The sequence below is a fragment of the Pseudomonas sp. PSB18 genome (genome assembly GCF_014596565.1).
Lineage (GTDB): Bacteria > Pseudomonadota > Gammaproteobacteria > Pseudomonadales > Pseudomonadaceae > Aquipseudomonas.
Genome location: NZ_NOIN01000011.1, coordinates 47,767 through 71,101 on the forward strand (window position 1 = coordinate 47,767; position 23,335 = coordinate 71,101).

The 23,335-nt window shown below is 61.7% G+C and carries 25 protein-coding genes and 2 pseudogenes; 10 read left to right on the plus strand and 17 right to left on the minus strand.

The window, feature by feature from the left end; all coding sequences use genetic code 11:
- The gene (locus CGA22_RS22420) at positions 1 to 777 is read right to left on the minus strand and encodes a class II glutamine amidotransferase (protein WP_041020192.1); all 777 of its coding nucleotides are present in this window, start codon (positions 775 to 777) and stop codon (positions 1 to 3) included.
- 32 nt (positions 778 to 809) lie between these two features.
- The gene (locus CGA22_RS22425) at positions 810 to 1,310 is read right to left on the minus strand and encodes a hypothetical protein (RefSeq protein ID WP_041020193.1); all 501 of its coding nucleotides are present in this window, start codon (positions 1,308 to 1,310) and stop codon (positions 810 to 812) included.
- 90 nt (positions 1,311 to 1,400) lie between these two features.
- Between CGA22_RS22425 and CGA22_RS22430 the strand changes: the two genes are divergently transcribed.
- On the plus strand, positions 1,401 to 3,455 hold the full coding sequence (locus tag CGA22_RS22430; protein WP_041020194.1) for a S9 family peptidase: 2,055 nt from the start codon (positions 1,401 to 1,403) through the stop codon (positions 3,453 to 3,455).
- A gap of 202 nt (positions 3,456 to 3,657) precedes the next feature.
- Positions 3,658 to 4,131 (plus strand): cyclic nucleotide-binding domain-containing protein, encoded by a 474-nt coding sequence (locus tag CGA22_RS22435; RefSeq protein WP_041020195.1) that lies wholly within the window; start codon positions 3,658 to 3,660, stop codon positions 4,129 to 4,131.
- A 133-nt stretch (positions 4,132 to 4,264) separates the two neighbouring features.
- Here CGA22_RS22435 and CGA22_RS22440 read toward each other — a convergent pair whose 3' ends face one another.
- Positions 4,265 to 4,552, minus strand: a complete 288-nt coding sequence (locus CGA22_RS22440) for a hypothetical protein (protein WP_084213724.1) — start codon at positions 4,550 to 4,552, stop codon at positions 4,265 to 4,267.
- A gap of 74 nt (positions 4,553 to 4,626) precedes the next feature.
- Between CGA22_RS22440 and CGA22_RS22445 the strand changes: the two genes are divergently transcribed.
- The 4 genes from CGA22_RS22445 to CGA22_RS22460 all read left to right on the plus strand — a co-directional run bounded on the left by CGA22_RS22445 (position 4,627) and on the right by CGA22_RS22460 (position 6,838).
- Entirely contained in the window at positions 4,627 to 5,313 is a 687-nt protein-coding gene (locus CGA22_RS22445; RefSeq protein WP_041021492.1) for a spermidine synthase, read from the plus strand.
- 48 nt (positions 5,314 to 5,361) lie between these two features.
- Entirely contained in the window at positions 5,362 to 5,736 is a 375-nt protein-coding gene (locus CGA22_RS22450) for a YajD family HNH nuclease (protein WP_003184246.1), read from the plus strand.
- Between the two features lie 176 nt (positions 5,737 to 5,912).
- On the plus strand, positions 5,913 to 6,383 hold the full coding sequence (locus CGA22_RS22455) for an RNA methyltransferase (RefSeq protein ID WP_003198862.1): 471 nt from the start codon (positions 5,913 to 5,915) through the stop codon (positions 6,381 to 6,383).
- 77 nt (positions 6,384 to 6,460) lie between these two features.
- Positions 6,461 to 6,838 carry a DUF2892 domain-containing protein gene (locus CGA22_RS22460; RefSeq protein ID WP_041021493.1) on the plus strand — a complete coding sequence of 126 codons (378 nt, stop codon included), beginning with the start codon at positions 6,461 to 6,463 and terminating at the stop codon, positions 6,836 to 6,838.
- 101 nt (positions 6,839 to 6,939) lie between these two features.
- Here the strand turns inward: CGA22_RS22460 and CGA22_RS22465 are convergent, their stop codons facing one another.
- The 8 genes from CGA22_RS22465 to CGA22_RS22500 all read right to left on the minus strand — a co-directional run bounded on the left by CGA22_RS22465 (position 6,940) and on the right by CGA22_RS22500 (position 15,375).
- Positions 6,940 to 8,172: a hypothetical protein gene (locus CGA22_RS22465; protein ID WP_041021494.1), complete on the minus strand. Its 1,233-nt coding sequence runs from the start codon at positions 8,170 to 8,172 to the stop codon at positions 6,940 to 6,942.
- A 32-nt stretch (positions 8,173 to 8,204) separates the two neighbouring features.
- Entirely contained in the window at positions 8,205 to 8,654 is a 450-nt protein-coding gene (locus tag CGA22_RS22470; protein WP_024780408.1) for a YcgN family cysteine cluster protein, read from the minus strand.
- A gap of 209 nt (positions 8,655 to 8,863) precedes the next feature.
- On the minus strand, positions 8,864 to 9,796 hold the full coding sequence (locus tag CGA22_RS22475) for a D-2-hydroxyacid dehydrogenase (RefSeq protein ID WP_041023888.1): 933 nt from the start codon (positions 9,794 to 9,796) through the stop codon (positions 8,864 to 8,866).
- 124 nt (positions 9,797 to 9,920) lie between these two features.
- Positions 9,921 to 10,214, minus strand: a complete 294-nt coding sequence (locus tag CGA22_RS22480; protein WP_024780406.1) for a YcgL domain-containing protein — start codon at positions 10,212 to 10,214, stop codon at positions 9,921 to 9,923.
- On the minus strand, positions 10,211 to 11,344 hold the full coding sequence (gene rnd, locus CGA22_RS22485; RefSeq protein WP_041023889.1) for a ribonuclease D: 1,134 nt from the start codon (positions 11,342 to 11,344) through the stop codon (positions 10,211 to 10,213). Before rnd ends, CGA22_RS22480 begins: the two co-directional genes overlap by 4 nt.
- A gap of 121 nt (positions 11,345 to 11,465) precedes the next feature.
- Positions 11,466 to 12,107 carry a class I SAM-dependent methyltransferase gene (locus CGA22_RS22490; RefSeq protein WP_041023890.1) on the minus strand — a complete coding sequence of 214 codons (642 nt, stop codon included), beginning with the start codon at positions 12,105 to 12,107 and terminating at the stop codon, positions 11,466 to 11,468.
- A gap of 69 nt (positions 12,108 to 12,176) precedes the next feature.
- Positions 12,177 to 13,826 carry a phosphoethanolamine transferase gene (locus CGA22_RS22495; protein ID WP_041023891.1) on the minus strand — a complete coding sequence of 550 codons (1,650 nt, stop codon included), beginning with the start codon at positions 13,824 to 13,826 and terminating at the stop codon, positions 12,177 to 12,179.
- A 166-nt stretch (positions 13,827 to 13,992) separates the two neighbouring features.
- Entirely contained in the window at positions 13,993 to 15,375 is a 1,383-nt protein-coding gene (locus CGA22_RS22500; protein ID WP_041023892.1) for a glutamine synthetase family protein, read from the minus strand.
- Between the two features lie 520 nt (positions 15,376 to 15,895).
- Between CGA22_RS22500 and CGA22_RS22505 the strand changes: the two are divergent.
- Positions 15,896 to 16,168 (plus strand): annotated as a pseudogene (locus tag CGA22_RS22505) (LysR family transcriptional regulator); the annotation flags it as partial.
- A gap of 57 nt (positions 16,169 to 16,225) precedes the next feature.
- Here CGA22_RS22505 and CGA22_RS22510 read toward each other — a convergent pair.
- Together CGA22_RS22510 and CGA22_RS22515 are read right to left on the minus strand one after the other, a co-directional pair.
- The gene (locus CGA22_RS22510) at positions 16,226 to 16,588 is read right to left on the minus strand and encodes a 5-carboxymethyl-2-hydroxymuconate Delta-isomerase (RefSeq protein ID WP_041023894.1); all 363 of its coding nucleotides are present in this window, start codon (positions 16,586 to 16,588) and stop codon (positions 16,226 to 16,228) included.
- A gap of 96 nt (positions 16,589 to 16,684) precedes the next feature.
- Complete coding sequence (locus CGA22_RS22515; RefSeq protein WP_041023895.1) at positions 16,685 to 17,623, minus strand: LysR family transcriptional regulator; 939 nt, start codon at positions 17,621 to 17,623, stop codon at positions 16,685 to 16,687.
- Between the two features lie 167 nt (positions 17,624 to 17,790).
- Between CGA22_RS22515 and CGA22_RS22520 the strand changes: the two genes are divergently transcribed.
- Both CGA22_RS22520 and CGA22_RS22525 read left to right on the plus strand, forming a co-directional pair.
- Entirely contained in the window at positions 17,791 to 17,982 is a 192-nt protein-coding gene (locus CGA22_RS22520) for a YegP family protein (protein ID WP_041023896.1), read from the plus strand.
- A 102-nt stretch (positions 17,983 to 18,084) separates the two neighbouring features.
- Complete coding sequence (locus CGA22_RS22525) at positions 18,085 to 18,453, plus strand: cupin domain-containing protein (protein WP_041023897.1); 369 nt, start codon at positions 18,085 to 18,087, stop codon at positions 18,451 to 18,453.
- 32 nt (positions 18,454 to 18,485) lie between these two features.
- Here CGA22_RS22525 and CGA22_RS22530 read toward each other — a convergent pair whose 3' ends face one another.
- Positions 18,486 to 19,964, minus strand: coding sequence for an amidase (locus CGA22_RS22530; protein WP_052435173.1), 1,479 nt, complete (start codon positions 19,962 to 19,964; stop codon positions 18,486 to 18,488).
- 122 nt (positions 19,965 to 20,086) lie between these two features.
- Between CGA22_RS22530 and CGA22_RS22535 the strand changes: the two genes are divergently transcribed.
- Positions 20,087 to 20,692 (plus strand): TetR/AcrR family transcriptional regulator, encoded by a 606-nt coding sequence (locus CGA22_RS22535; RefSeq protein WP_052435175.1) that lies wholly within the window; start codon positions 20,087 to 20,089, stop codon positions 20,690 to 20,692.
- Here the strand turns inward: CGA22_RS22535 and CGA22_RS22540 are convergent.
- The 3 genes and pseudogenes from CGA22_RS22540 to CGA22_RS27585 all read right to left on the minus strand — a co-directional run.
- Positions 20,671 to 21,441: a phytanoyl-CoA dioxygenase family protein gene (locus CGA22_RS22540; RefSeq protein ID WP_041023898.1), complete on the minus strand. Its 771-nt coding sequence runs from the start codon at positions 21,439 to 21,441 to the stop codon at positions 20,671 to 20,673. The two genes, CGA22_RS22535 and CGA22_RS22540, sit on opposite strands and share 22 nt — an antisense overlap.
- Positions 21,442 to 21,454: 13 nt before the next feature.
- A complete protein-coding gene (locus CGA22_RS27580) occupies positions 21,455 to 22,243 on the minus strand; it encodes a methyl-accepting chemotaxis protein (protein ID WP_370444534.1) in 789 nt (262 codons plus the stop codon).
- Positions 22,244 to 22,312: 69 nt separating this feature from the next.
- Positions 22,313 to 23,134, minus strand: a pseudogene (locus CGA22_RS27585) (MCP four helix bundle domain-containing protein); the annotation flags it as partial.
- Between the last annotated feature and the right edge of the window lie 201 nt (positions 23,135 to 23,335).

Sequence of the window (23,335 nt, forward strand, 5' to 3'; positions counted from 1 at the left end):
TTATTCGGTGCGGCCATGGCTGACGCATTCGCCGCGTCGCCACAGGCTCCATTGGCCCGGTTCGTAGCGGGTCCAGGTTTCGTTTTCGGTCAAGGGTTCGGTGGCGATCACCGTGACCACGTCGTTGGGCGTGGTTTCGGCCTGGAAATCCACAATCACATCCACGTCCTTGAGCCGCGCCGGGCCAAACGGCGCGCGACGGGTGATCTGGGCCAGTTTGGTCGAGCAATAGCAGAACAGCCAGTCGCCATCGCTGAGCAGGCAATTGAACACGCCCTTGCTGCGGTATTCGGAACAGGCCTGGATCAGCGAGGGCAGCAATTGCTCCACCTCCACCGGTTCCGGGAAAGCCTGGCGCACACGGTTGAGCAGGTCGCAGAACGCCGCTTCGCTGTCGGTATCGCCCACCGGGCGGTAAAAACTCAACCCCGGCTGGAAACCGGCGAGCTGGCCGTTATGGGCAAAACACCAGTTGCGCCCCCACAACTCGCGCACGAACGGGTGGGTGTTGGACAGGCAGACCTTGCCGACATTGGCCTGGCGGATATGACCGATCACCACTTCGCTCTTGATCGGATAGCGTTGCACCAGGTTCGCCACTTCCGACTCGCTGCTGGCCGCCGGGTCCTGGAACAAGCGCAGGCCGCGGCCTTCATAGAACGCGATGCCCCAACCGTCCCGGTGCGGCCCGGTCTTGCCGCCGCGCTGCATCAGCCCGGTGAAGCTGAACACGATGTCGGTCGGCACATTGGCACTCATGCCCAATAACTCACACATGCTCGGACTCTCGCTTGAAGGGGCAGGCCGGGTTACAGACGCGGCTCGATACGCGAACGCTGCGGATTGCTCGGCACCGGCGGGCGACCGTAACGGTCATCGCCGGCCACACCGAACGGCGGCTCGTCATCCTCCGCATCAGCCGCGGCGGCAGCGGCTTTCGCGGCGGCGGCCCTTTCCTTGCGGGCGTTGGAAGCACGCTCGATGGGAAAGCGGATCAATGCGAAGATCAGGTAGACGCCGAAGGCGATCATGCCGTACATGAGCAAATCGGATGCCGCCCGCCAGACGTTGTTGCCAACCTTGAACAGAATGTCCAGGGCAACAATGGCCAGGGCCGGGGCAAACTTGTCCTTCACCGGGTCGACAATGGTGGGGCAGAACAGCAACACCGCCACCAGCAACCGCAGCGGTTCGCGCAACCAGCGCCACATCCAGCGGGTCAGGCGCATCCATACCAGCAGGCAGCCCAGTGCGGCGAAGGCGTAGAGGCCCCAGGCGATCAGATAGTCGTTCTCGGTCATGGTGTCCATGGCAAGGCAGGCAAAGAGGCGCTTATAGTAACGGCTTTTCGCCCGTCAGGCTGCCCAGACGTGCGCCATGAATATGTTCGAGAGCCTTTCATGTCCTTATCCGCCCATGTTTCCAACGCCCCGGTAGCCCGCAAGGACCCCGGTGTCGACCCGTATGCCTGGCTGCAGGAACGCGACACCGACGCCGTGCTCGACTACCTCAAGGCCGAAAACCGCTTCCAGGAAGACCAACTCGCCGACGAGGCTGAACTGCGCGAAACCCTGTTCCAGGAAATCAAGGGCCGGATCCTCGAGACCGATCTGTCCCTGCCCTCGCCCTGGGGTCCTTACCTGTATTACACCCGCACCACGGCCGGCGACGAATACCCGCGCCACTACCGCTGCCCGCGCCCGGCGGATGACAGCCTGACCGTGGACGAACACCACGAGCAGTTGCTGCTGGACCCGAACGCGCTGGCCAATGGAGGTTTCTTTTCCCTCGGTGCGTTCAGCATCAGCCCCGACCACCAGCGCCTGGCCTACAGCCTGGACACCACGGGCGAAGAGATCTACACGCTGTTCGTGAAAGAACTGTCCAACGACAAAGTCAGCGAGCTGTCCTTCGAAAACTGCGACGGCAGCATGACGTGGGCCAACGACAGCCTGACGCTGTTTTTCGGTGAACTGGACGATACCCACCGTCCCCACAAGCTCTGGCGCTATCGCCTTGATGGCACCGCCGCCGAAGAAGTGTTTCATGAGCCGGACGGACGTTTCTTCCTGCACTGCTACCGTTCGAGCTCCGAGCGGCAATTGATCCTATCCCTGGGCAGCAAGACCACCAGCGAAGTCTGGGTACTGGATGCCGCCCAACCCCAGCTGCCCTTCACCTGCCTGGCAGCACGGGTGGAGCATCATGAATACGACGTCGACCACGGCCTGCTCGACGGCCAATGGACCTGGCTGATCCGCACCAACCGCGACGGAATCAATTTCGCGCTGTACCAGGCCCCCGACACAGGCGTGGCGCCGACCGAGGCCGACTGGAAGAACCTGATTCCTCACAGCGACACCGTGATGATCGACGGCCTGAGCCTGAACGCCGGCGCCATGACCTTGAGCCTGCGGGAGGGTGGCCTGCCGATCATCGAGGTGCATCCACAGGATTTGCCGGCGTATCGTGTGCAACTGCCGGACGCAGCCTACAGCCTGCATGTGCAGAACAGCCTGGAGTTCGCCAGCGACCGCATCCGTCTGCGCTACGAAGCCTTGAACCGCCCGGCGCAGATCCGCCAGTTGGACCTTGCCAGTGGCGCACAGGTGGTCCTCAAGCAAACCCCGGTGCTGGGTCCGTTCGACGCCGATGCCTACGTCAGCCAACGGCTTTGGGCGACGGCACCGGACGGCACCCAGGTGCCCATCAGCCTGGTGGTCAAGCGCGAGGCCCTTGGCCAACCGGTGCCGCTGTATCTGTACGGCTACGGCGCCTATGGCGAAAGCCTCGACCCGTGGTTTTCCCACGCCCGGTTGAGCCTGCTCGACCGCGGCTTCGCCTTTGCCATTGCCCACGTGCGCGGCGGCGGCGAGCTCGGGGAAGCCTGGTATCGCGCCGGCAAGCAGGAGCACAAGCACAACACCTTCAGCGACTTCATCGCTTGCGCCGAGCATCTGATCGCCAATGGGTTTACCACGGCCGACCAACTGGCGATCAGCGGCGGCAGCGCCGGTGGCCTGTTGATCGGCGCGGTGCTCAATCAACGCCCGGAGCTGTTCAAGGTCGCGATTGCCGAAGTGCCCTTCGTCGATGTGCTCAACACCATGCTCGACCCGGACCTGCCATTGACCGTCACCGAATACGACGAATGGGGCAATCCGGAAGAGCCGGACGTTTATGATCGGATCAGGGCCTACGCGCCTTACGAAAACGTCCGCGCCCAGGCGTACCCGGCGCTGCTGGTCATCGCCGGCTACAACGACAGCCGCGTGCAGTATTGGGAAGCGGCCAAGTGGGTGGCGAAATTGCGCGCCACCAAGACCGATGACAACCCGTTGCTGCTCAAGACCGAACTGGGCGCCGGCCACGGTGGAATGAGCGGACGCTACCAGGGGTTGCGTGACGTAGCGCTCGAATATGCATTTGTGTTGAAGATTTTGGGCAAGGCTTGAGGAACTCTGGTTGAGGGCCGGGTCTTAGCTCCATGAGCAAGGCCCAGCCTTGGCACAATTCAGAACTGTGGGAGCGAGCCTGCTCGCGAAAGCGGTCTACTTTTCAACATGAAGTCGACTGACACTTCGCCGTCGCGAGCAGGCTCGCTCCCACAGGGATCATCCCACTCTTGCAAAGAACACAAGAAAAAGACCGTAAGCCATGCCAGAACCGACCTTACTGAACAACGAAATCCGCGACTGGCTGATGGACTGTGGCCTGTTCGATCAGTTTCTGCCTGTGGACTTCGCCGCCGCGTCGGGCTACTTCAGTATCAGCGCCATCGCCCAGGGCGAAGCGATTTTCCGTGAGGGCGATGCCGGCAGCTTCATGTGCATCATCCACACCGGCCAGGTGGCCGTACAGAAGACCGGTCCCGACGGGCAAGCGGTGACCATCGCCACTCTGCGCAGTGGCCGGGCGTTCGGCGAAATGGCCGTGCTGGATGGCGAACGGCGTTCGGCCAGTTGCATCGCGGCCAGTGATTGCCAACTGCTGAACCTGGGCAAGGACTCCTTGGAAAAAATGCTCAACGACGCCCCCAAGGTCGCCGCAAAAATCATCCGCGCCCTCGCCGTCTCCCTGTCCAAGCGCCTGCGCATGGCTGATGGGCAATTGCTGTCGCAGCAGGTCTAGCTGTACATCACCCCTGTGGGAGCGAGCCTGCTCGCGATAGCGGAGAGTCAGTCACCTGCATGCTGATTGACCTGACGCCATCGCGAGCAGGCTCGCTCCCACAGGGGACCCCGTCATTCACGCAGAACGGGGGTCAGCCCCCCGGCGACTTGGCCTTGGGCGGCTTTACCTCCATTCCCGGCAGCGGTTGATCCTGCGGCGGCCTGGGTATCTCGATCGGTGGCAGCAAGGGTGGCCCATCATTTCCGGAACCGGCCTTGGGCACGTTGCTGGGTGCGACCGGTGGGTAAGGCATCGGTGTGGCGGTGCCGGGCGAACCAGGGACGCTGGGTGGGCTTACCGGAATCGTCGGCTGCTGGGCCTGTGCACAACTTATTGAGAGCGCCGCCAAGGCAATGGCCGTTAGAATGATGCACTTCATCAATGGCTCCGTGGCTACTGTCACCTTCAGGCTAGACCCTAGCGCACTGGTCCGCCCTTCCTCATGAGATTTCCATGAAACGTTTCGTTCTGCTCGACACCACTCCCATCCCCGACAATGGCGGTGCCCTGTGCCTGTTCGAGTACGGCGAAGACTTCGTCATCAAGATCCAGGGCGGTGACGGCGGGCAGTTGATGAACACCCGCATGCACGGCTCCGAGGATGCCCTGGCGGAGATTCCCTGCCGCAAGGTCGCCGGCCGGCCGGGTTCGCGGGTGCTGATCGGCGGCCTCGGCATGGGATTCACCCTCGCCTCGGCCCTCAAGCATCTGGGCAAGAACGCCGAAGTGGTGGTGGCCGAACTGGTGCCCGGCGTGGTGGAGTGGAATCGAGGCCCCCTGGGCGAAAAGGCCGGTCGGCCGCTGGACGACCCGCGCACGGTGATCCGCCAGGAAGATGTAGCCAAAGTGCTGCAAGCCGAGCCTCAGGGTTTCGACGCGATCATGCTGGATGTCGACAACGGTCCCGAAGGCCTGACCCAGAAGGCCAACAGCTGGCTGTATTCGGCCGGCGGCCTGGCAGCCTGCGCGAAAGCCCTGCGGCCCAAGGGGGTGCTGGCGGTCTGGTCGGCCAGCGCCGACCGGCAGTTTTCCGACAAACTGAAAAAGGCCGGCTTCAAGGCTGAAGAGGTGCAGGTGTTCGCCCATGGCAACAAAGGCACCCGCCACACCATCTGGATTGCCGAGAAGCTCAAGGCCTGAGCTAAACTTCGTTCAACCGTCATCAGTCTTATCTACAAAGGTGAACCCATGAGTTCGTCAACGCCTCCTTCCAATACCGCGAAGCTGGACCGCATCCTTGCCGACGCCCAGCGTGACCGGGAAATGGGTTACCGCGACAAAGCCCTGAAAATGTACCCCCACGTCTGCGGCCGCTGCGCCCGTGAGTTCTCCGGCAAGCGCCTGAGCGAACTGACCGTTCATCACCGCGACCACAACCACGACAACAACCCGCAGGACGGTTCCAACTGGGAACTGCTGTGCCTGTACTGCCACGACAACGAGCACTCGCGCTACACCGATCAGCAGTACTTTGGCGATGGCTCCCTGAGCACCCCGAAAATCGCCAAGGCGACTCACAACCCGTTTGCCGCGCTGGCTGGGTTAATGAAGAAAGACGAGTAACCTGAGTTCAGGCTACCTCCGCCATCGCGAGCAGGCTCGCTCCCATAGGGATCCGCGTTCCAAGGTGGGAGCGAGCCTGCTCGCGATGGCGATGCAACCTTCACCGCCAATCTTGAAACTGACCACCCTCCCCCATTCCCCGTATAATCGCGCCTTTTCCCAAAGGCACCCCGCCCGTGGCCAACAAACGCTACAGCTGCATCGGTCTGTTCAACCCAAAATCACCGGAAAACGTCGGTTCGGTCATGCGTGCCGCCGGTTGCTACGGCGTGGCGTCGGTGTTCTACACCGGCAAGCGCTATGAACGGGCCGCCGACTTCGTCACCGACACCAAGAAAGTTCACTACGACATTCCGTTGATCGGCATCGACGACTTGAAGAAGATCCTGCCCCTGGGCTGTGTGCCGGTGGCCGTGGAGCTGGTGGAAGGTGCCCGCCCCCTGCCCGAATACACCCACCCCGACCGGGCGCTGTATATCTTCGGCCCCGAAGACGGCTCGCTGGACAAGGACATCCGGGACTGGTGCGAAGACGTGGTGTACATCCCCACCACCGGCTGCATGAACCTGGCAGCCACGGTCAACGTCGTGCTGTACGACCGCATGGCCAAAGGCAACAACACCCGCTCGGGGCCGCAATTCCGCTGACCGGTGGGAAATTCCATGGAACGACGGATCCGCTCCGGCAGTCAGTTTTATACCCATTCCCACACTGGAGACAGACCATGAGCGATAACAATCCGTTCGAGCCGATCGAGAGCACGCCGTTCCAATCCCGCCCAGCGCAGAACGTACACGGCTGGGAACGCGCGGGTTCCCTGGCTGGCGGTGTACTGATGATGGGCAAGGGCTTGCGTCGTGGCGGCATCATCGGTCTGGCTCAACTGGCCATCGGCGGCATGGCGCTGGCGCGGGGCATCACCGGGCATTGTTCGGCCAAGACGCTGCTGGAGAAGAGCCGCCAGAACCTGAGCGACGCCCGCGCCCGGATCGAGCAGGCCGGCGATGAGTTGAGCCGCATGAAGGCCAACGCCGAGGCGGCAACCGGCACGGCTACGGTAACGGGGAATGATTCGTTGGATTCACCGAAGGCCGGGCTCTGAGCTGGAAGCTGCGCAGGGGCTGATGGCCCCATCGCGAGCAGGCTCGCTCCTACATTGGAATGCGGTTCCCTGTGGGAGCGAGCCTGCTCGCGATGGCGGTATTACTGGAGCAACCGGTTATCCAGCACCGTAGACGCACTGCCCAGGATGCTCTCGCTGAGCTGCACAAACTCCCGGGTGTCGACCGTTTCCAGGCGCATCGCCGCCTGCAAGACATCGTCGAGCGAGCGCTTGTTACGGGTTTTCAAACGAATTTCCCGATCCAGCTCCTGCAGCAACAGCACCGCCTTGGCCATCATCGCCGGGCTGACCTGCTCGCCGCGCAGGGTCGTCACGCCCTGGCTGTCGCGGGCAAGGCGTTCGTTCAGGGTCTGGTAACGCTCGTCGCTCATGCCGCCAGCGCGGCGCAGCAGTTCGATGGCGTAGTACTCGGCCAGACCTTCGCTGATCCAGTCACTGCGTTCACGGTCACGGACGCGGGCGAGGGTTTGCACCAGTTCCCGTAGCAACGGGCTGGTGCCCCGTTCGCTGACCAGCGGCGAACGGCTGTGCAGGTAAATCGACTCACGGCCGGCCTGGGCACCACGCCATAACGGGTCCTGGGCTCCGACAATCAGCAGTTTCGTGGGGTGACGCGGTATCAGCGCCTGCACCTGCGGCCAGACGAAGGTCAGCAGTGTCAGCACGTCCATCCGGCGCATGCCCTGGCCCTGGGGCGAGGCCACGGTGACCTCGGTTTCACCCAGGCGCGTGCGGCGGCTGCCCAGTTTGCCGGCCAGCATCCACCCCGTTGGACGGTCGAACAATCGCGAGGGATTATCGATGCGAAAACGTTGCTTGCCGATACGTGGCCAGGGCGTTTCGATGCTCTTCCAGCCGGCGGGCAATTCAACGTCCAGGCGCGCCACCAGTTCGATGCCGTCCTGCTGGTCGAGCCGGGCCGACGGCACGAGGTCATCGCCGCGCAGCAAGGCCCAGGCGGGCGTCATTCGGGTTTCGAAGGTGCCGTTCTTGCGCCCATGGCTGATGCGCACCCGATAGGTCAGGCTGGCCTTGTCGGCGCTCGGGCGCCAGAGGCCTCGCGCAGTTTTACCCGGGGTAAATTGCCATTGACCGTCTGCCTTGAAATCGCTGTAGCGGCTGCCATCGCCAAGGTCGAAATCCAGGCTACGTACTGCCGAGCCACGGGCCAGGGTCAAGCGCACTTCGGCCTGATCGCTCTGGGGCAACAGGTGCACGTGGTAATCCAGATCGACCTTCTGCGCCGCCCATAGCGGGCCGCACATCGCCAGCAGTCCGCCGGCCGCCAGCATCCGTTTCAATCCTGCCCCCATGGATTCTCCCCGATGATGCAACGCCCGCCGATTCAGCCGGCGCGAAAAATCAGATGATCTTCCCAATCGTCTTCGGGCACGCTGCCTTCGGCCAGCATCCGCCCGGATTGGGAAATGCGTTCGTGGTGCACGGCATCGCGGTCGCCACAGACCAGATGGTGCCACAGTGGCAGGTCCTTGCCCTCGCTGACCAGCCGGTAAGCGCAGGTCGGCGGCAACCATTTGAACTCATCGGCCTTGCCCGGCGTGAGCTGGATGCAATCGGGAACCGACTCACGGCGGCGCGGATAATCGGTGCACTGGCAGGTTTTCAGGTCCAGCAGTTTGCAGGCGATGCGGGTGTAGTAGACGCTGTTGTCATCTTCGTCTTCGAGCTTTTGCAGGCAACACAGACCGCAGCCATCGCACAACGATTCCCACTCCTGCGCATCGAGCTGATCGAGGGTCTTGCGTATCCAGAAGGGTTCGACTTTGGCGGCCATGGCTCGAGCATCAACATCAGGTGGTGAAAAGGCCGACAGTCTAGTGCCGGGACTTCTTCAGGCCAAGCGTCGGCGACTGTCGGTAAGACGGCAATGCCGCCGCCCTGTGGGAGCGAGCCTGCTCGCGATAGCGGTTTCAGCCATGACCTCTTCGTTGGCTGTCATACCGCTATCGCGAGCAGGCTCGCTCCCACAGGGCTGATTGGGGATCAGTAACCCCGGGTGAAATCCACTTCCCCGCGCAAGGCTTCGCCGGCCTGATAGGCGCGCAGGTTTTCCAGGAACAGCTGCATCATCAATGGCGGCGACGTCGGTGCCGAGCTGTGGCCGGTCAACAGCAGGCCCCAGGCCGTCCAGAACGGATGACGTTGTGGCAGCGGTTCCTGGCGACAGACGTCGATCACTGCGCCGGCCAGGTGCCCGTCTTTCAACGCTTGCACCAGGTCCGCGTCCACCACGGCCACGCCGCGTCCGGCGTTGATGAACAGTCCGGTGGGCTTGAATTGCTTGAACAGCGCCGCGTCGTACACGTCATGGGTGTGAGGCGTGTTGGGCAGCAGATTGATGACGTAATCCACTTCGCCGACCAGACGCGGCAGATCCTTCATCGCGCCGACCTCGACGAAAGGGGCCAGCTCCCGCGCTTCGCTGGCAATGCCATAGAGCTGCACGCCGAACGGCACGAGGAACTGCGCCACCCGTTGACCGATATCACCGGTGCCGACGATCAGCGCCTTGCGCCCCGCCAGGCCCTGCCCCTGGCGATTGTCCCACTTGCGTTCGACCTGGCTGACCAGCCGCGCCAATACCTCGCGCTCATGGCCAAGCATGTAGGTGAGCACGTACTCAGCCATCAACTGGCCGAAAATACCCACTGCACGGGTCAGCCGGTAATCGCGCGTCAACCCCTCGGCCAACAGCGGCGTGATGCCCGCCCAGGTCGATTGCAGCCACTGGGGTTGATGCCCCTGGCGCAACAGGGTAGCCAACAGATCGGGCTGGCCAAGCCAGACCTTGGAATCAGCGGCCAGCCGGGATAATTCGGCAGAGTCACCGCTGGTCAGCACTTCGATATCGGGTGCAGCCTGGCGCAACAGTTGGGCATATACCGCGTGGTCGTGTTCGGCAATCAGAACGCGCATGAATCAAACCTTTCAAAAACAGTGCAGACGAACGCCGACAGAGTGTCGCTCCATCCATGCGGCGATCATCAAAAAAAATCCAATGTGTCTCCGAAGGCCCCAGGACGGGTACCTCGGTACTGCGTCAGACCGGGTCGTTGCGTCGCAGCAACTCTTCAGGCAAATGCTCGATGTACTCTTCTTCGGCCGGCGGCATTTGCAGGTGATAACCCTGGGTATCGAGGTTCTCCAGCACCTTGTTGATGTCCTCCCGGGACAACTGCCGCTCAGGGCTCAGGACCAGGTCGAAGGCGTGGGTCGCCTTGCCAAAGGCCGCCATCAACGGCTCAGGCACACGCGCCAATGCATCGCTCTTGAGCACATACAGGTACATCTCGTTTTTCTTCGAGCTGCGGTAAATGGAGCAAATACGTTTCAAGGCTGTTCTCCGGCAGTGGCCAGGCTGTCAAGCAGCGCCTGGCCCATCAGTTCGCGACGCCAGCCACGTAGCGAATCAGGCAATTGGTAAGGCCCCTCGGGGAAGCCGCTCTTGATCAGTGCTTCGAGGGTTTTCTTGCGCAGCATCAGTTCCGGGGCAATGCCCAGGCGTTCGGCTTCAACCTGCCCCAGGGCTCGCAGGCGCTTGACCAGCGCCGCAGCCTCGATGGGCAACGGCTCGGCCACGGCCGGCGGCCATTGTTCGGGCGGCACGCTGGCAGCGCGCTTGATCAGGTCCAGCAGAAACTCGCCGTCCTGACGCACGGTGCGCGGGTGCATGTCTTCGATTTTCGCCAGGGCGCCGAGGTTATCCGGCTGGGTACGGGCCAGGGGCCACAGCGAATGCTCGCGAATGATGCGATTACGCGGCAAGTCACGGGCCCGCGCCTCCCGCTCGCGCCAGGCGCAGAGCTCACGCAGCACGGCCAGTTGCGCGCGGGAGAGTTTCCAGGCCAGCTTGGCTTCGCGGTACACCTCATCGGGGTCGACTTCACGGCGCAGGTTGGCGACCAGCTCAGCACCGTCCTCCAGGACCCAGGCATACTTCTCATCGGAAAGCTTCGGACGCAGTTGTACGAAAACTTCAGCCAGGTGCACCGCATCTTCTGCGGCGTAGCTGATCTGCGTTTCGGACAGCGGCCGTTGCAACCAGTCGGAGCGGGTCTCGCCCTTGGGCAACTCGATGCCCAGAACGTCCTGCACCAGCCGCGAGTAGCCCATGGAGAAACCCAGGTTCAGGTAGGCGGCAGCCAACTGTGTATCGAACAGCGGCGCGGGCAGGCTGCGGGTCAGGCGCAGCAGGACTTCAAGGTCTTCGCTGCAGGCGTGCAGCACCTTGAGCACGGCCGGGTTCTTCAGCAATGCCGCCAGGGGCTGCCAGTTATCGATGGTCAAGGGGTCGATCAGGTAGGCACGCTTGCCGTCACCGATCTGCAGCAAACCGGCGATGGGGTAAAAGGTGTCGACCCGCATGAATTCGGTGTCGAGGGCAACGAAGGGCAACTGCTGCCATTCGGCGCAAAACCGACCGAGGCTATCGTTGTCGCGAATCCAGTGAATATCGATGGCCACACGGCTCTCCCTTGAAGAATGGCGCGCAGTATATATCGCCGTCAGCGATTGCGAGCATCCATAGAGCAAGAGCCTGAGAGAAATCGCCTGCGCACCGGCAAGAATAGTCCTACATTAGAAGCTAACTGGTCTTACGCAACACATAAACTCGCGTCAGCGCAAAACCGGGCAGGAAATCCTGGTGCCACAGCACGTTGAAACCGGCCTGGAGGAACTCGGCCTCGACATCGGCCCTGTCTGCCAGGTTTCGTTGCGGTGGCTGGCCGAGCTTGAAACGCCCCTCGATTTGAACCGACACGATGACCGTGTCGCGACTGACCCGATGAAATTCGCGAAGCAGCGCCAGGCGATGCTCACTGGCACTCACGTGGCGGAACAATTGCAGGCAACAAATACAGTCCACCGCATTTTCCGACAGCCCGATGGTAAACGCCGAACTCGGAAAGGTCTTGACCCGTTTGAGCAACGCACCGCCATGGTGGGTAAGCGCGTGTTCGAGCATGTCCGGCGATGGATCCGCCGCCAGGATCACCCGGTTGGCATGTTCGGCCAGTACCGGCCAGTACCGCCCTGCCCCACACGCCACATCCAATACCAGCCCTGGCTCACCGGCCACTTTCAGGGCATTGCGCACCATATGCTCATCACGCCAGAACGCCAGGCGCAGCCGTCGAGGCGCCGGCTGGCAGCAGACTTGTGCATGCTCCTGGTCGTGATGCCTGGCGAACTCAAGCTCGACGGTGGATGGGGATAGCCCGGACATACGAACGGCTCTTGGAAAATGGATAGATGACAGATTAAACGGCGCTGCGTGAAAAAAAGGTGTAGGCGATCACTCCCGCGCCAACACACCGTCAATCACCGCGCCACGACAACCGGCGAACAGATCCAGGTCCCGGTTATAAACTTTGCTGTTGACCTCCAGCAAGCCGAGCATCGAGTGAAACAGGTTGTCCTGGCTCAAGGGCTTTTCCCGGCTCATCTGCAGGCAATGGGTGTCCACTGCGAAGGATTTCTGATAGCTGTCGGAAAACCAGGCGAGCATCGCCACATGCTTCTGCTGCTCCGGGGCAAGCATGTAGGGCGTGCCGTGGAGAAACAGGTTGTATTCGCCCAGGGACTCACCGTGGTCCGACAGGTACAGCATGGCCGTATCGACCTTGTCCTGGTTGGCCCGCAGCAGATCGATCAGGGTCGAAAGCACATGGTCGGTGTACACCAGCGTATTGTCGTAACCGTTGACGATGCTTTCGCGGCTGCAATTGTTCAGCGCATTGCTTTCGCAAACCGGCGTGAAATGTTCGTACTCCTTGGGATAACGCTTGAAGTACTCAGGCCCGTGACTGCCCATCTGGTGCAGCACCAGCACCGTGTCCTTGTCCAGGGTGTCGATGAAATGCTGCAGCCCCTGGAGCAGGATTTCATCCCGGCACTCGCTGTTGGCGCACAGGGTCGGGTCCTTGAGATTGCTCACATCCTGCTGGGTAACCCGGTCGCAGGTCCCCTTGCAACCAGACTGGTTGTCCCGCCAGATCACCTCCAGGCCGGCGCGCTGGAGTACATCCAGCAGGCCTTCCTGATTCTTCGCTTTGCTGGCGTCATAGTTCTTGCGGCCCATGTTGGAAAACATGCAGGGCACCGACACGGCGGTTTCGGTACCGCAGGAATGCACATCCGTAAAGGCAATCAGGCCGGCTTCATGATCCAACTTCGGCGTGGTGTCGCGCTTATAGCCGAGGATGCCGAAGTTCTCGGCCCGAGCACTCTCCCCGACCACCAGTACAGTCAGGGACTTGCGGGCGTGGGCCTGCCAGGCCGGATTGCGACTGGCATCCTCGCCCAGCTTGACGAACGGCTGCTTGGCCGACACGACCTGCTCACGCAGGTAGCTGACCGAAGCGCCAATGTAGTTGCTCGGCACGATCATCAGACGCAATTCGTGATGGTTGCGGAACAGGGAAGACAACCCTTGGTAATTCGCCAGGGCGACCACGCCAATCATCGCAGCCGAAGCCACACCGACCATCAGCTTACTTAACAACTCTTTGGGCCAGCTACGGTACTTGATCGGTGTCTTGAACAATAACCAGGAAGGACAGACGCCAAGTAGCCCGAGATAGGCAAATAACTTCAGCGACAACAAGTCACGGACTTCGGTGGCATTGGTCTCGGCAAAGTTGCGCAACATGCCGACGTCGATCAATACACCGTATTGGGCCATGAAATAAGCCACACCGGCGCTGATCAGGAACATCAGCATCAGCACGGGTTTGAGCACCGGCCGGAACGCCAGGAGCGTCAACACCAGGTTGAATGCGCAGAAAACCATCACGCCAAAGGCCGCGCATATCAGCAGACCCCGACCGTCAGCCGCCGTGATCGTCAGCAAGTGCTGCCAGAGGATGACGTTGAAGCCGACTAACAAAAAGGCACTGGCGATCAGCGTCACCCACTCGGGGCGCACGGCTTTAATGGTCAGCATGATGGTGGGCGTTTTCCTGAAAGTTGCTCTTTGGAGAAGAAGTGCCTAAGGAAAGTGTGAAAAATTCGTTTCCTACGGCAGCACAAACTTTAGGCAGCCCACCATCAATTTTTCGTGAAAAAGTTGCTATTAAATTATTATTTAATCGACAAACCTGACGCAGTCGTCAGGCTTGATTCAGGTACCAACGCCAGTCCTGCTCCCCCACCTCGCCCATGAACTGACGGTATTCGGCGCGCTTGACCGCCAGGTAGACGCCAAGGAATTCGCCACCGAAGGCTTCTTGCGCCCAGGTCGAAGCCTCGAGCGTGCGCAGGGCGGTGAGCCAGTCAGTGGGCAGCAAACGGGCCGCTTGTGCATAACCATTGCCTTCAACGGGCGCAGCGGGATCGCACTGTTCCCGTATGCCGCGATGGATGCCGGCCAGCATCGCCGCAGCCGCGAGGTACGGGTTGGCGTCGGCGCCACAGATGCGATGCTCGATGTGCCGGGAGAAGGCCGGCCCGCCTGGCACCCTCAGGCTCACGGTGCGGTTGTCCACCCCCCAGGTCGCCGTCAGGGGTGCATAACTGTTGCTCTGGAATCGCCGGTAGGAATTGGCGTTCGGGCAGAACATCAGCAACGAATCGAGCAGGGTGTCGAGCATCCCGCCGATGGCCCAGCGCAGCAACGGTGCGCCATCGGCGGCCTCGCTGGCGAACAGGTTAGTGCCCTCGCAGTCCGCCAGGCTGACGTGCATGTGCATGCCGGAACCCGCCAGATGCTCGAATGGCTTGGCCATGAAACACGCCACCATGCCATGTTTATGCGCCACGCCCTTGACCAGTCGCTTGTAGCGCACCGCTTCATCCATGGCTTGCAACGCATCAGTGCGGTGTTCGAGGGTGATTTCCACCTGACCCGGGGCGTATTCGGAAATGGCCGTGCGAGCCGGGATGCCCTGGAGCTTGCAGGCGGCATAAAGATCCGCCAGGAACGGTTCGATCTGCTCCAACTCGCGCAAACCGTAGACCTGGGTGGCGCGCGGCCGACCACCATCGGCATCCCGCGCCGGTTGCGGCCGGCCCCGGCTGTCGCGTTGCGCGTCCAGCAGATAAAACTCCAGTTCCGCCGCCATCACCGGGTAATAGCCGTCGGCCTGCAACCGCTCGATTACCCGGCTGAGCAGATAACGCGGGTCGGCAATGGCCGCCGGCAGGCCCTCCTGGGGATGCATGGCGACCTGCACCGCAGCAGTGGGAATCAACCGCCACGGCATGCGCTGCAAACTGCCGCTGATGGGGTAGGCCCGGCAGTCGATGTCACCGACTTCCCATACCAGCCCCGAGTTTTCCACATCGTCGCCATTGAGGGTTAGCCCAAGGATCGTGCTCGGCAGCGGACGGCCGCTTTCATAAACCCCCAGTAGCTCATCGCGGTGCAGCAACTTGCCCCTGGGCACGCCGTTATTGTCGAGGATAAAAAGTTCGAACAGTTCAATGTCCGGGTGCTGGGCCAGGAACGCCCGGGCTTGTTCAACGGGCGCGAACGCAGGATTGGCAATGCTCATGAGAATGCTCGTATTTTCATGTCGGACGGGCACCAAGGTGCCGTCAGTCTGTACCCGCAATGAGCGGACACTGTGAAGTGATCAACAGGAAATACGGACATCCGGAGGACGGGCATGGCGGCAATGCCAGAGGGCCCAGAAAGCCAGTTCGGAGGGCAGCGCAGAAAGTGACGGGACGAAGGCAGGCGTGAGTCGACCGACCGGACCGACCGCGGCGGATGCTGGATAAAGGAGTGCTGCGGGCCGACCGTCCATAAGCGCATCACAGTAAACACACCCCCGCGAGCGTCCCACGTCGCCCCGCGCCGTTAAACCTGGATCTGCTGGAGCGTGGATGGGAATTCGCTAAACAATCTTCCTCGCAACGAAAGACGATCTGTTCGTCGTATTCCCTACATTATCTGTCCCGTTCCCGACAGCGAAACAGCCTCCACGGCATTCACTTGGGACCATCGTTCCGTTAGGATCACGGATCTTGTTTGCGCAAGATCCGCGCAAGGAGCACAGCGAGAAGCAACGGATGCTAAACAGTAACGCCCTCAGAAAGCTCGATATGCAAGACCTCATGGTGTTTAGCGCCGTGTATGAACAAAGCAGTGTCAGCGGCGTGTCCGAGGCATTGTGTGTCAGCCAGTCAACGGTGAGTTACTGCCTGAAGAAACTGCGGACCTGTTTCAAGGACGAGTTGTTCATCAACACTCGCACCGGCATGCGCCCGACGTTCAAAGCCGAGGGCATGTACGATCATGTGCGCACCATCTTGCAAAGCATCAACTTGTGCCACGCCGGTGCTGGCTCACCCATGCCTCGAACGGGCGATCGGGACCTGCACCCGGCTGACGCCTGAGCCTCAATTGTCGAGGATAGCCTTCGCGTAGCAGCCGCGATCCATATCGACGGTTTCCACACTGAACTGCACGCTGAGGCCGGCCGGCCACGGCCCCAGATCCTGGATCACGGTCAACAGGCTTTCCCCCAACTGCTTCTTGATTTCCGGCGAACGACCACTCAACAACGCTAGCTGCACGTGCACGAAACCACGCTCGCCCAGGCCGGTGCCCACCCGGAAATGCTCGACCTTCACGGCCCGGCTCTTGATATCCGTCTCCGCGAACTGACCGGACGCCACCAGCGCATTATTCAAGCGCAGCAACGCGACGTCGGCGTTCAGCTCGGGCAGGTTGGCGGTGTACTCGATGTGCAGGTGAGGCATGTGTTCGACTCCGGTTCGAAATGTGACGACGTGAATTCAGCCGACGCAACCATACGCCTAGTTGCCGCTCAAGCACAGAACCCTGTGGCGAGGGGTTTAGCCACCCGGTATCTGAGCCGCCCCCAAGACTCCGCGCTCACTCATGAACGCTTCCAGCCGGGACCGTAACCAACGCTCCGCCGGGTCAGTGTCGACATGGCTCAGCCAGACCATGGACAGGTCCAGGGTCGGGGTCTTGAACGGAAAAGGTTCGCTGAACAACTGGCCCGAAGCAGCCATGGCGACGGCGGTATAATCCGGCAGGCTGGCGATCATATCGGTGCCGGCCAGCAGCGCCGGCAACGCGCTGTACTGCGGCACGGACAACACCACCTGACGCTTGCGACCGATCTCGGCCAGCCATTCGTCAGCGAATCCGGCCACGTTCGCGGTATGGGATACCAGCACATGGGGCCGCGAACAATATTCGTCCAGGGTCAGCGGCGTCTGCGAGGCATCAGCCCGCAACACGCAAGGCTGGATGTGTCGCAAAAGTTTTCGCTTGGCGTTGGCCGGCAGACCGCGGGTCTGGCTGATCCCCACGGTGATGTCGCCGGACGCCAGCAAATCGGGAATCCTCCAGTAATCGACGTGCTGGACCACGAACACCACCTGCGGTGCTTCCTGGCGCAGGCTGCGCAACAGCGGTGGCAACAGGCCGAATTCGACATCGTCCGACAGGCCGATACGAAACGTCATGTTGCTGCTGGCCGGGTCGAAATCGTGGGTCAGGCTCAGGGCCGCCGACAGCGAGTCCAATGCCGGCGACAAGTGCTGGATGATCTCCTCCGCCCGCGCCGTGGGCTCCATGCGATGGCCGACGCGAATGAACAGTGGATCGTTGAACCGCGCGCGCAATCGGTTGAGGGCCGAACTGATGGCTGGCTGGCCCAGGAACAGTTTCTCTGCCGCCCGTGTCACATTGCGCTCAAGCATCAGCGTTTCGAAAACCACCATCAGGTTGATGTCAGCTTTGCGCAATTCGTTGCGGTTCATCCTTTTGCTCCCGGTTCGAGTCAGTTCGAGCGAACGCTGTCATTATCGGCAATATCTCATAACCATTGGAAACGTATTTCCGATAGCGAAAACTTTCAGCTTGGCTAGGCTTTCGACGACATGTTCAAAAACATGTCTTGAATGAGTCAATCGCAGGGAGCGAACCGATGTACTTTGAAATCTACAGACAGACCCGAGGCACCCAGAGCAGCGGCAAAGGCCAATGGCGCTGGCGCTTGCGCGCGGGTAACCACGAAACGATCGCCAGCGGTGAATCCTATGTGAACAAGGCGGACTGCCTGCACGTCATCGGGCTGATCAAGAACGTCCAGGGCGAGACGCCAGTGAAGGAAATCTGACACAGCGTCGTGCCATTACCGCCCCATCAGCTGCTTCGCCGGGCCTTGCCTGTCGAGCAGCTTGTTGTGGCCTCATCCCTATCCCACAGCGAGCATTGCGCGATGGCTACCCATGATTCTCCTGTCAACTTTGCCCAGAAATACGCCCTGTTCCAGGATCAGTGGGCCCCCAAGGTCGTGGCTGAAATGAACGACTACCAGTTCAAGGTCGCCCGGCTCGAAGGCGATTTCGTCTGGCATTCCCACGCCGACACCGATGAAACCTTCATCGTGCTGGAAGGCGAGCTTCGTATCGATTTTCGCGACGGTGCGGTGACCATCGGCCCTGGCGAGATGTACGTCGTCAAGAAAGGCATCGAACACAAGCCCTGGGCCGCACAGGAAGTAAAAGTGTTGTTGATCGAACCGCGTGGGGTCATCAACACGGGGGAAACCCATGAGCGAACGGCAGACAACGATGTCTGGATCTGAGGTCGACCTCCGCACGCTCATCGGATGGCGAATCAGCCTTTCGACGCGCGCTCCGTTGGGGCCGATGCCTGGGCATCCCGATCACCTGCCCACACTGTCGGGCGTCGGCCGCGCCAGGGCATCGCACGTTCCAACTGTGCCGCCAATTGCAGCAGCAGGTCTTCACGACCAAAACCCGCTCCGAATTGCAGCCCGATGGGCAGGCCGCTCTGCGCGTCATGAACCAGGGGCACGGACATGGCCGGACAACCGCTGACGTTGAATACCGCGGTGAACGGCGAGTAGTTGAATACCCGGGCCATCCACTCGCGCCCGCTGAGTCGCTCCTGGCCGGCGTTGTATTCCCCAATCAATGGGGCGACGTCTGGCAGCGTGGGAGTCAGCAACACGTCGTAATCGGTGAGCATTTGCCCCATGTGCCGGGTCACCAGGTTTCGATTGTGCATCGCACCCAGCAACTGCATGGCGCTCAACCCCTGGCCCATGCGGTACAAGGCAAGCGTAGCCGGCTCCAGGGTGCTGGCATCGATCGGACGTCCGGTCGCACTCGCGAGAGCGTCGATCCAGGCTGCGGTATTGCTGGACCAGAAGCAGGCATTGAGGTCGACGAATGCTTCCCAGCTCAGTCCGATATCCGCAGGTACGGGAATGACCCGATGGCCGAGGGTTTCAAGCATCTTGCATACCTGGTCGAGCGCTTCATCCACTGCGGGTGCGTTCAACTGGCCGTTCAAGGCCCGATGCTGCACGGCAATGCGCAAGGGTTCGGGGTCGCGCTCCAGCAAAGAGGCATAGCGTTCGGCCGGGGGCGCCACGTGAAACGGGTCGCCTACGGCAGGACCGTGCAGGCAGTCCAGCAAGGCCGCGGAGTCCCGCACCGTCCTGCTCAACACACCGTGTACCGCCAACCCGGACCACACTTCGTCGACATCAGGCCCCATGGGCAGGCGACCACGGCCAGGCTTGAGGCCGAACAAGCCAGTGGACGCGGCGGGCACGCGAATGGAGCCGCCGCCATCGGTGGCATGGGCGACGGGAACCGCTCCAGCCGCCACCGCAGCGGCCGAGCCGCCACTTGAACCACCTGTGCTGCGCGCCAGGTCCCAGGGATTACGAGTCGGTCCATCCACACGATTCTCGGTGGTGGTACTGGCTGCGAGTTCCGGCGTGGTGGTGCGCCCCAGGGGCAACAGGCCTGCCCGACGCAACCGCAGCGTCAATTCGGAATCCGCCGGGGCAACGCACCCCTCGGCCAGACGGCTGCCCAATTCATTACGACGATTGCGCACGGTCAACCCCAGGTCCTTGACCAGCAACGGTACGCCCAAAAAAGGCCCCGACTGGGGTGCTGGCTCATCCTCCCAGACCTCGACGACCGCGTTGATGCGGGGATTGACGGCATCGATTGCCGCTAACGCGGCGCTGCGCACCTGCTCCTGGCTGACTTGGCGATCCCTGATCAACTGCGCCAGACCTACAGCATCCTGTTCGGCGTATTCAAAGCGATTCATATGACCTCCTACCCAGACCGAAATACCAAATAGTATCGAACGATACTAGTTAGTATCATGCAATACCATGTAGTATCCATGTCAAGCAGAAATCACAAGCCTCGGAGAACACCTTGAAACTCATTCACCCTGAACGCATCGCGCAGCTACCGCCGCGTGAACGCATCATCGATGCCGCGCATGCGCTGTTTGTCGAACAAGGCATTACCCGGGTGACCGTGGACGCCATCGCCGCCCTCGCCGGCTCGACCAAAATGACCCTGTACCGGCATTTCGAAACAAAGGATGTGTTGGTGCTGGAATGGCTGCGCTTGCTCACCGCCCAGTACAGCAGGGTGCTCGACGACCTCGCCGCGCAATGGCCAGGTCAGCCGATCCAGCAATTGCTGGGTTTCAGCCAATTCATCGCGCAGGATCTGGCTCGCGCCGGCTACCGCGGCTGCTCCTTCACCAATTGCCTGGCCGAACTGGCCGACCCGCAACATCCGGCACGGCAACTGATCGAGGCGCACAAGCAACGTCAGTTCCAGCGGCTGGTCGCTCTATGCCAGGAGGCAAAGTTGCCCGACGCCCAAGCCATCGCCCGCGAGCTGACGTTCCTGCTTGAAGGGGCCCAGGTTGTCGCCCAGAACAAAGGGGTGAGCAACGTGGCGGAACACCTGTTGCACATGATCGGAAAACGTCTAGGGGTTGAGGTGCCGGGCAGTCAGTCGTACTCGGCTTCCTGATGCTCGCCCAACAGGCGCCGCTGGCGAGGTGACGCGGCCGCCAGCACGGCCGGGTTGAATTGCCAGTGCAGGTAAGGTGAGAACTTCTGCGCCACCATGCGTCGGCCATAGTGCACTTGCAGCAGGTAACGTGTGCGGTCGGCAGTCCGGTTGTCGCTGCCGGCATGCCATAACTCGCTGCGCAGCACCAGCACATCACCAGCCCGACACAACACCGGCTGCGCAGTACGCCCCAACCACTGGCTTTCACCCGCCACGGGCGCCCGTCCCGCCCGGTGGCTGCCGGGGATGACACGGGTTGGGCTCAGGTCGGCATCGATGTCATCAAGGTAGAACTGCGCGGTACAGATCTGCATCGGCAACTCGAAGGCGGGGTCGGCCAAGAGGCTCGGTGGCAGCGCCATCGGCAGATAGTCCAGGTGCAGCGGTGCCCCGATAAAACCGGGATGGCAACGCCAGGCGGTCTGGCCGATGACATGACAGTCATCCCCCAGGGCCGCCTCGGCCAGTTCGATCACGCCGTCCACCTCCAGAAATGGCAGCCAGAACGGGTCACGGTTGAAAACGCATTTGTAATGGTCGATGACACCGCTGTAGTCCCAGTGCCGGGGTTTGAGCTGGTCGATTGCCTGGCGCAGCGCCACGATTTGCGCGGCATTCAATGCTGCCGGCAGCAGCACGAAACCGTCCTGATGCAGAGCCCGCAGGCGGTCGCGGGTGAGCGCCGCCTGGGACTTGCGAGTGGACACGGTCGTGCCCGACTCAGGTGCGGAAGCGGCCGGTGAGTTCCGCCAGGCTCTTCGACAGATTGGACAACTGCCGGCTGGCCTGCATGCTCTGGGCGGAATTCTCTGCCGCTTCGTTGGACAGGTCGCGGATGTCGGAGATGTTGCGGGCAATCTCCTCAGTGACGCTGCTCTGCTCTTCACAGGCGTTGGCAATCTGCGCGGCCATGTCGTTGATCCGCTGTATCGAGCCACTGGTGCCGCTGAGCACCTGATCGACGCCCGCGGCGCGCTCGACGCTGTCACGGGCCTTGTCGCTGCCGGCTTGCATGGCCTGCACCGCCTTTGCCACCCCGCTCTGCAGCCGCTCGATACGTACCTGGATGTCCTTGGTCGAATCCTGGGTACGTGCCGCCAGGGCCCTGACTTCATCGGCCACGACGGCAAAACCGCGGCCCTGCTCGCCAGCCCGCGCGGCCTCGATGGCGGCGTTCAGCGCCAGCAGGTTGGTCTGCTCGGCGATACCACGAATCACCTCGAGGACAGCACCGATGCTGGAGGTTTCCTGGGCCAATGCGCCGATGGTACCCGAGGCGCTTTCCACCTCCTGGGCCAGTTGGCGAATCGACTCAACGGTGCTGCTGACCACTTCGGCGCCGTCGCGGGACTGGCTGCTGGCTTGTTTCGCGGCGTCCGAGGCATTCACGGCACTGTGCGCCACTTCATGCACCGCCGCGCTCATCTGGGTGGCGGCGGTACTGACCTGATCGAGCGCCGCATGTTCGCTGCTGATCAGTTGATCATTGGTCGCCGCCATACTGGCCATGGTGCGGGCCGCGGCATCGACCTCCCCGGTCACCCGGCCCACCTCGGCAATCAGCGGCTGGAGCTTGTCGAGGAAACGGTTGAAAGCACTGCCAAGCTGCCCCAACTCGTCAGCCGAACGCACTTCAAGGCGCCCCTTCAAATCACCGCCGCCCTCTGCAATCTGCTCGACGCGGTGAAGCAATCGACGCATGGGATGCAACACCACCAGCGGCAGGGCAAAAACCAGCAGGATGCACCCCAGCAGGCCGATCAACAAAATGCCGCCCTGTTGCCGCCCCACCGCTTCGCCATGGTCGATCGCCGCCTGCCCCTCGTTAAGCGACGCCTGGTCTTCCAGCTCGCCCAGCTTGTCGATGGCATCGCGCATGGTGTCAAACCGCTTTTCGCCGTCGCCGAAACTGAGGGCGCTGGCCGCCTGCGGATTGGTCGCGGCCTGCTCGACCACTTGCCGCGAGAGCTGCGCCCACTGGGCAAAACTGTCATCGAACTGTTTGACCAGCGCCAGCGCCTCGGCCCCCGGCTGCATCGCCGCGTACTTGTGCACGCGATCATAGGCCTGCTTCAGATTCTCGGCATGGCTGGCGCGCAGTGCCTGCACATGGTCACCGGCACTGCCGACAAGCAGGCTGCGCTCGGCCACAAACGCCTGGTAGAGATCGCGGTCGGCATTGAGCAGCAGGCTGATGGCCGGCAGATAACGCTTGGTCAATTCCGTACTGGAGTCAGTCACCTGATCGATGCCACGCACACCCGACCAGCCCATCAACACCAACAGCAACGCCAGGAAAGCGATTGGCAGGGTGATTTTCCAGCGAAAGCCCAAGTCGGCAAAGAACCGCAGCATGGGAACTACTCCTTTACGGGGTTTGATTTGCCTATCGGCAGGCATACCTTGAGCTATAGACCATTAGTCCAATTGTCACAAAGAAGTGACAGAGGGATTGAGGACTTTACGTAACACCGAGCGCAGGCCCGAGGCCACATCGTCTTGCGCCTTTGCCTACTCCTTCCGCGCCAGGGCTCGATCCACTCCAACTTTAGGCACACCGACCGCAAGATGCTAAGCTGCCGCCCGGCTGGCCTGGCTTGC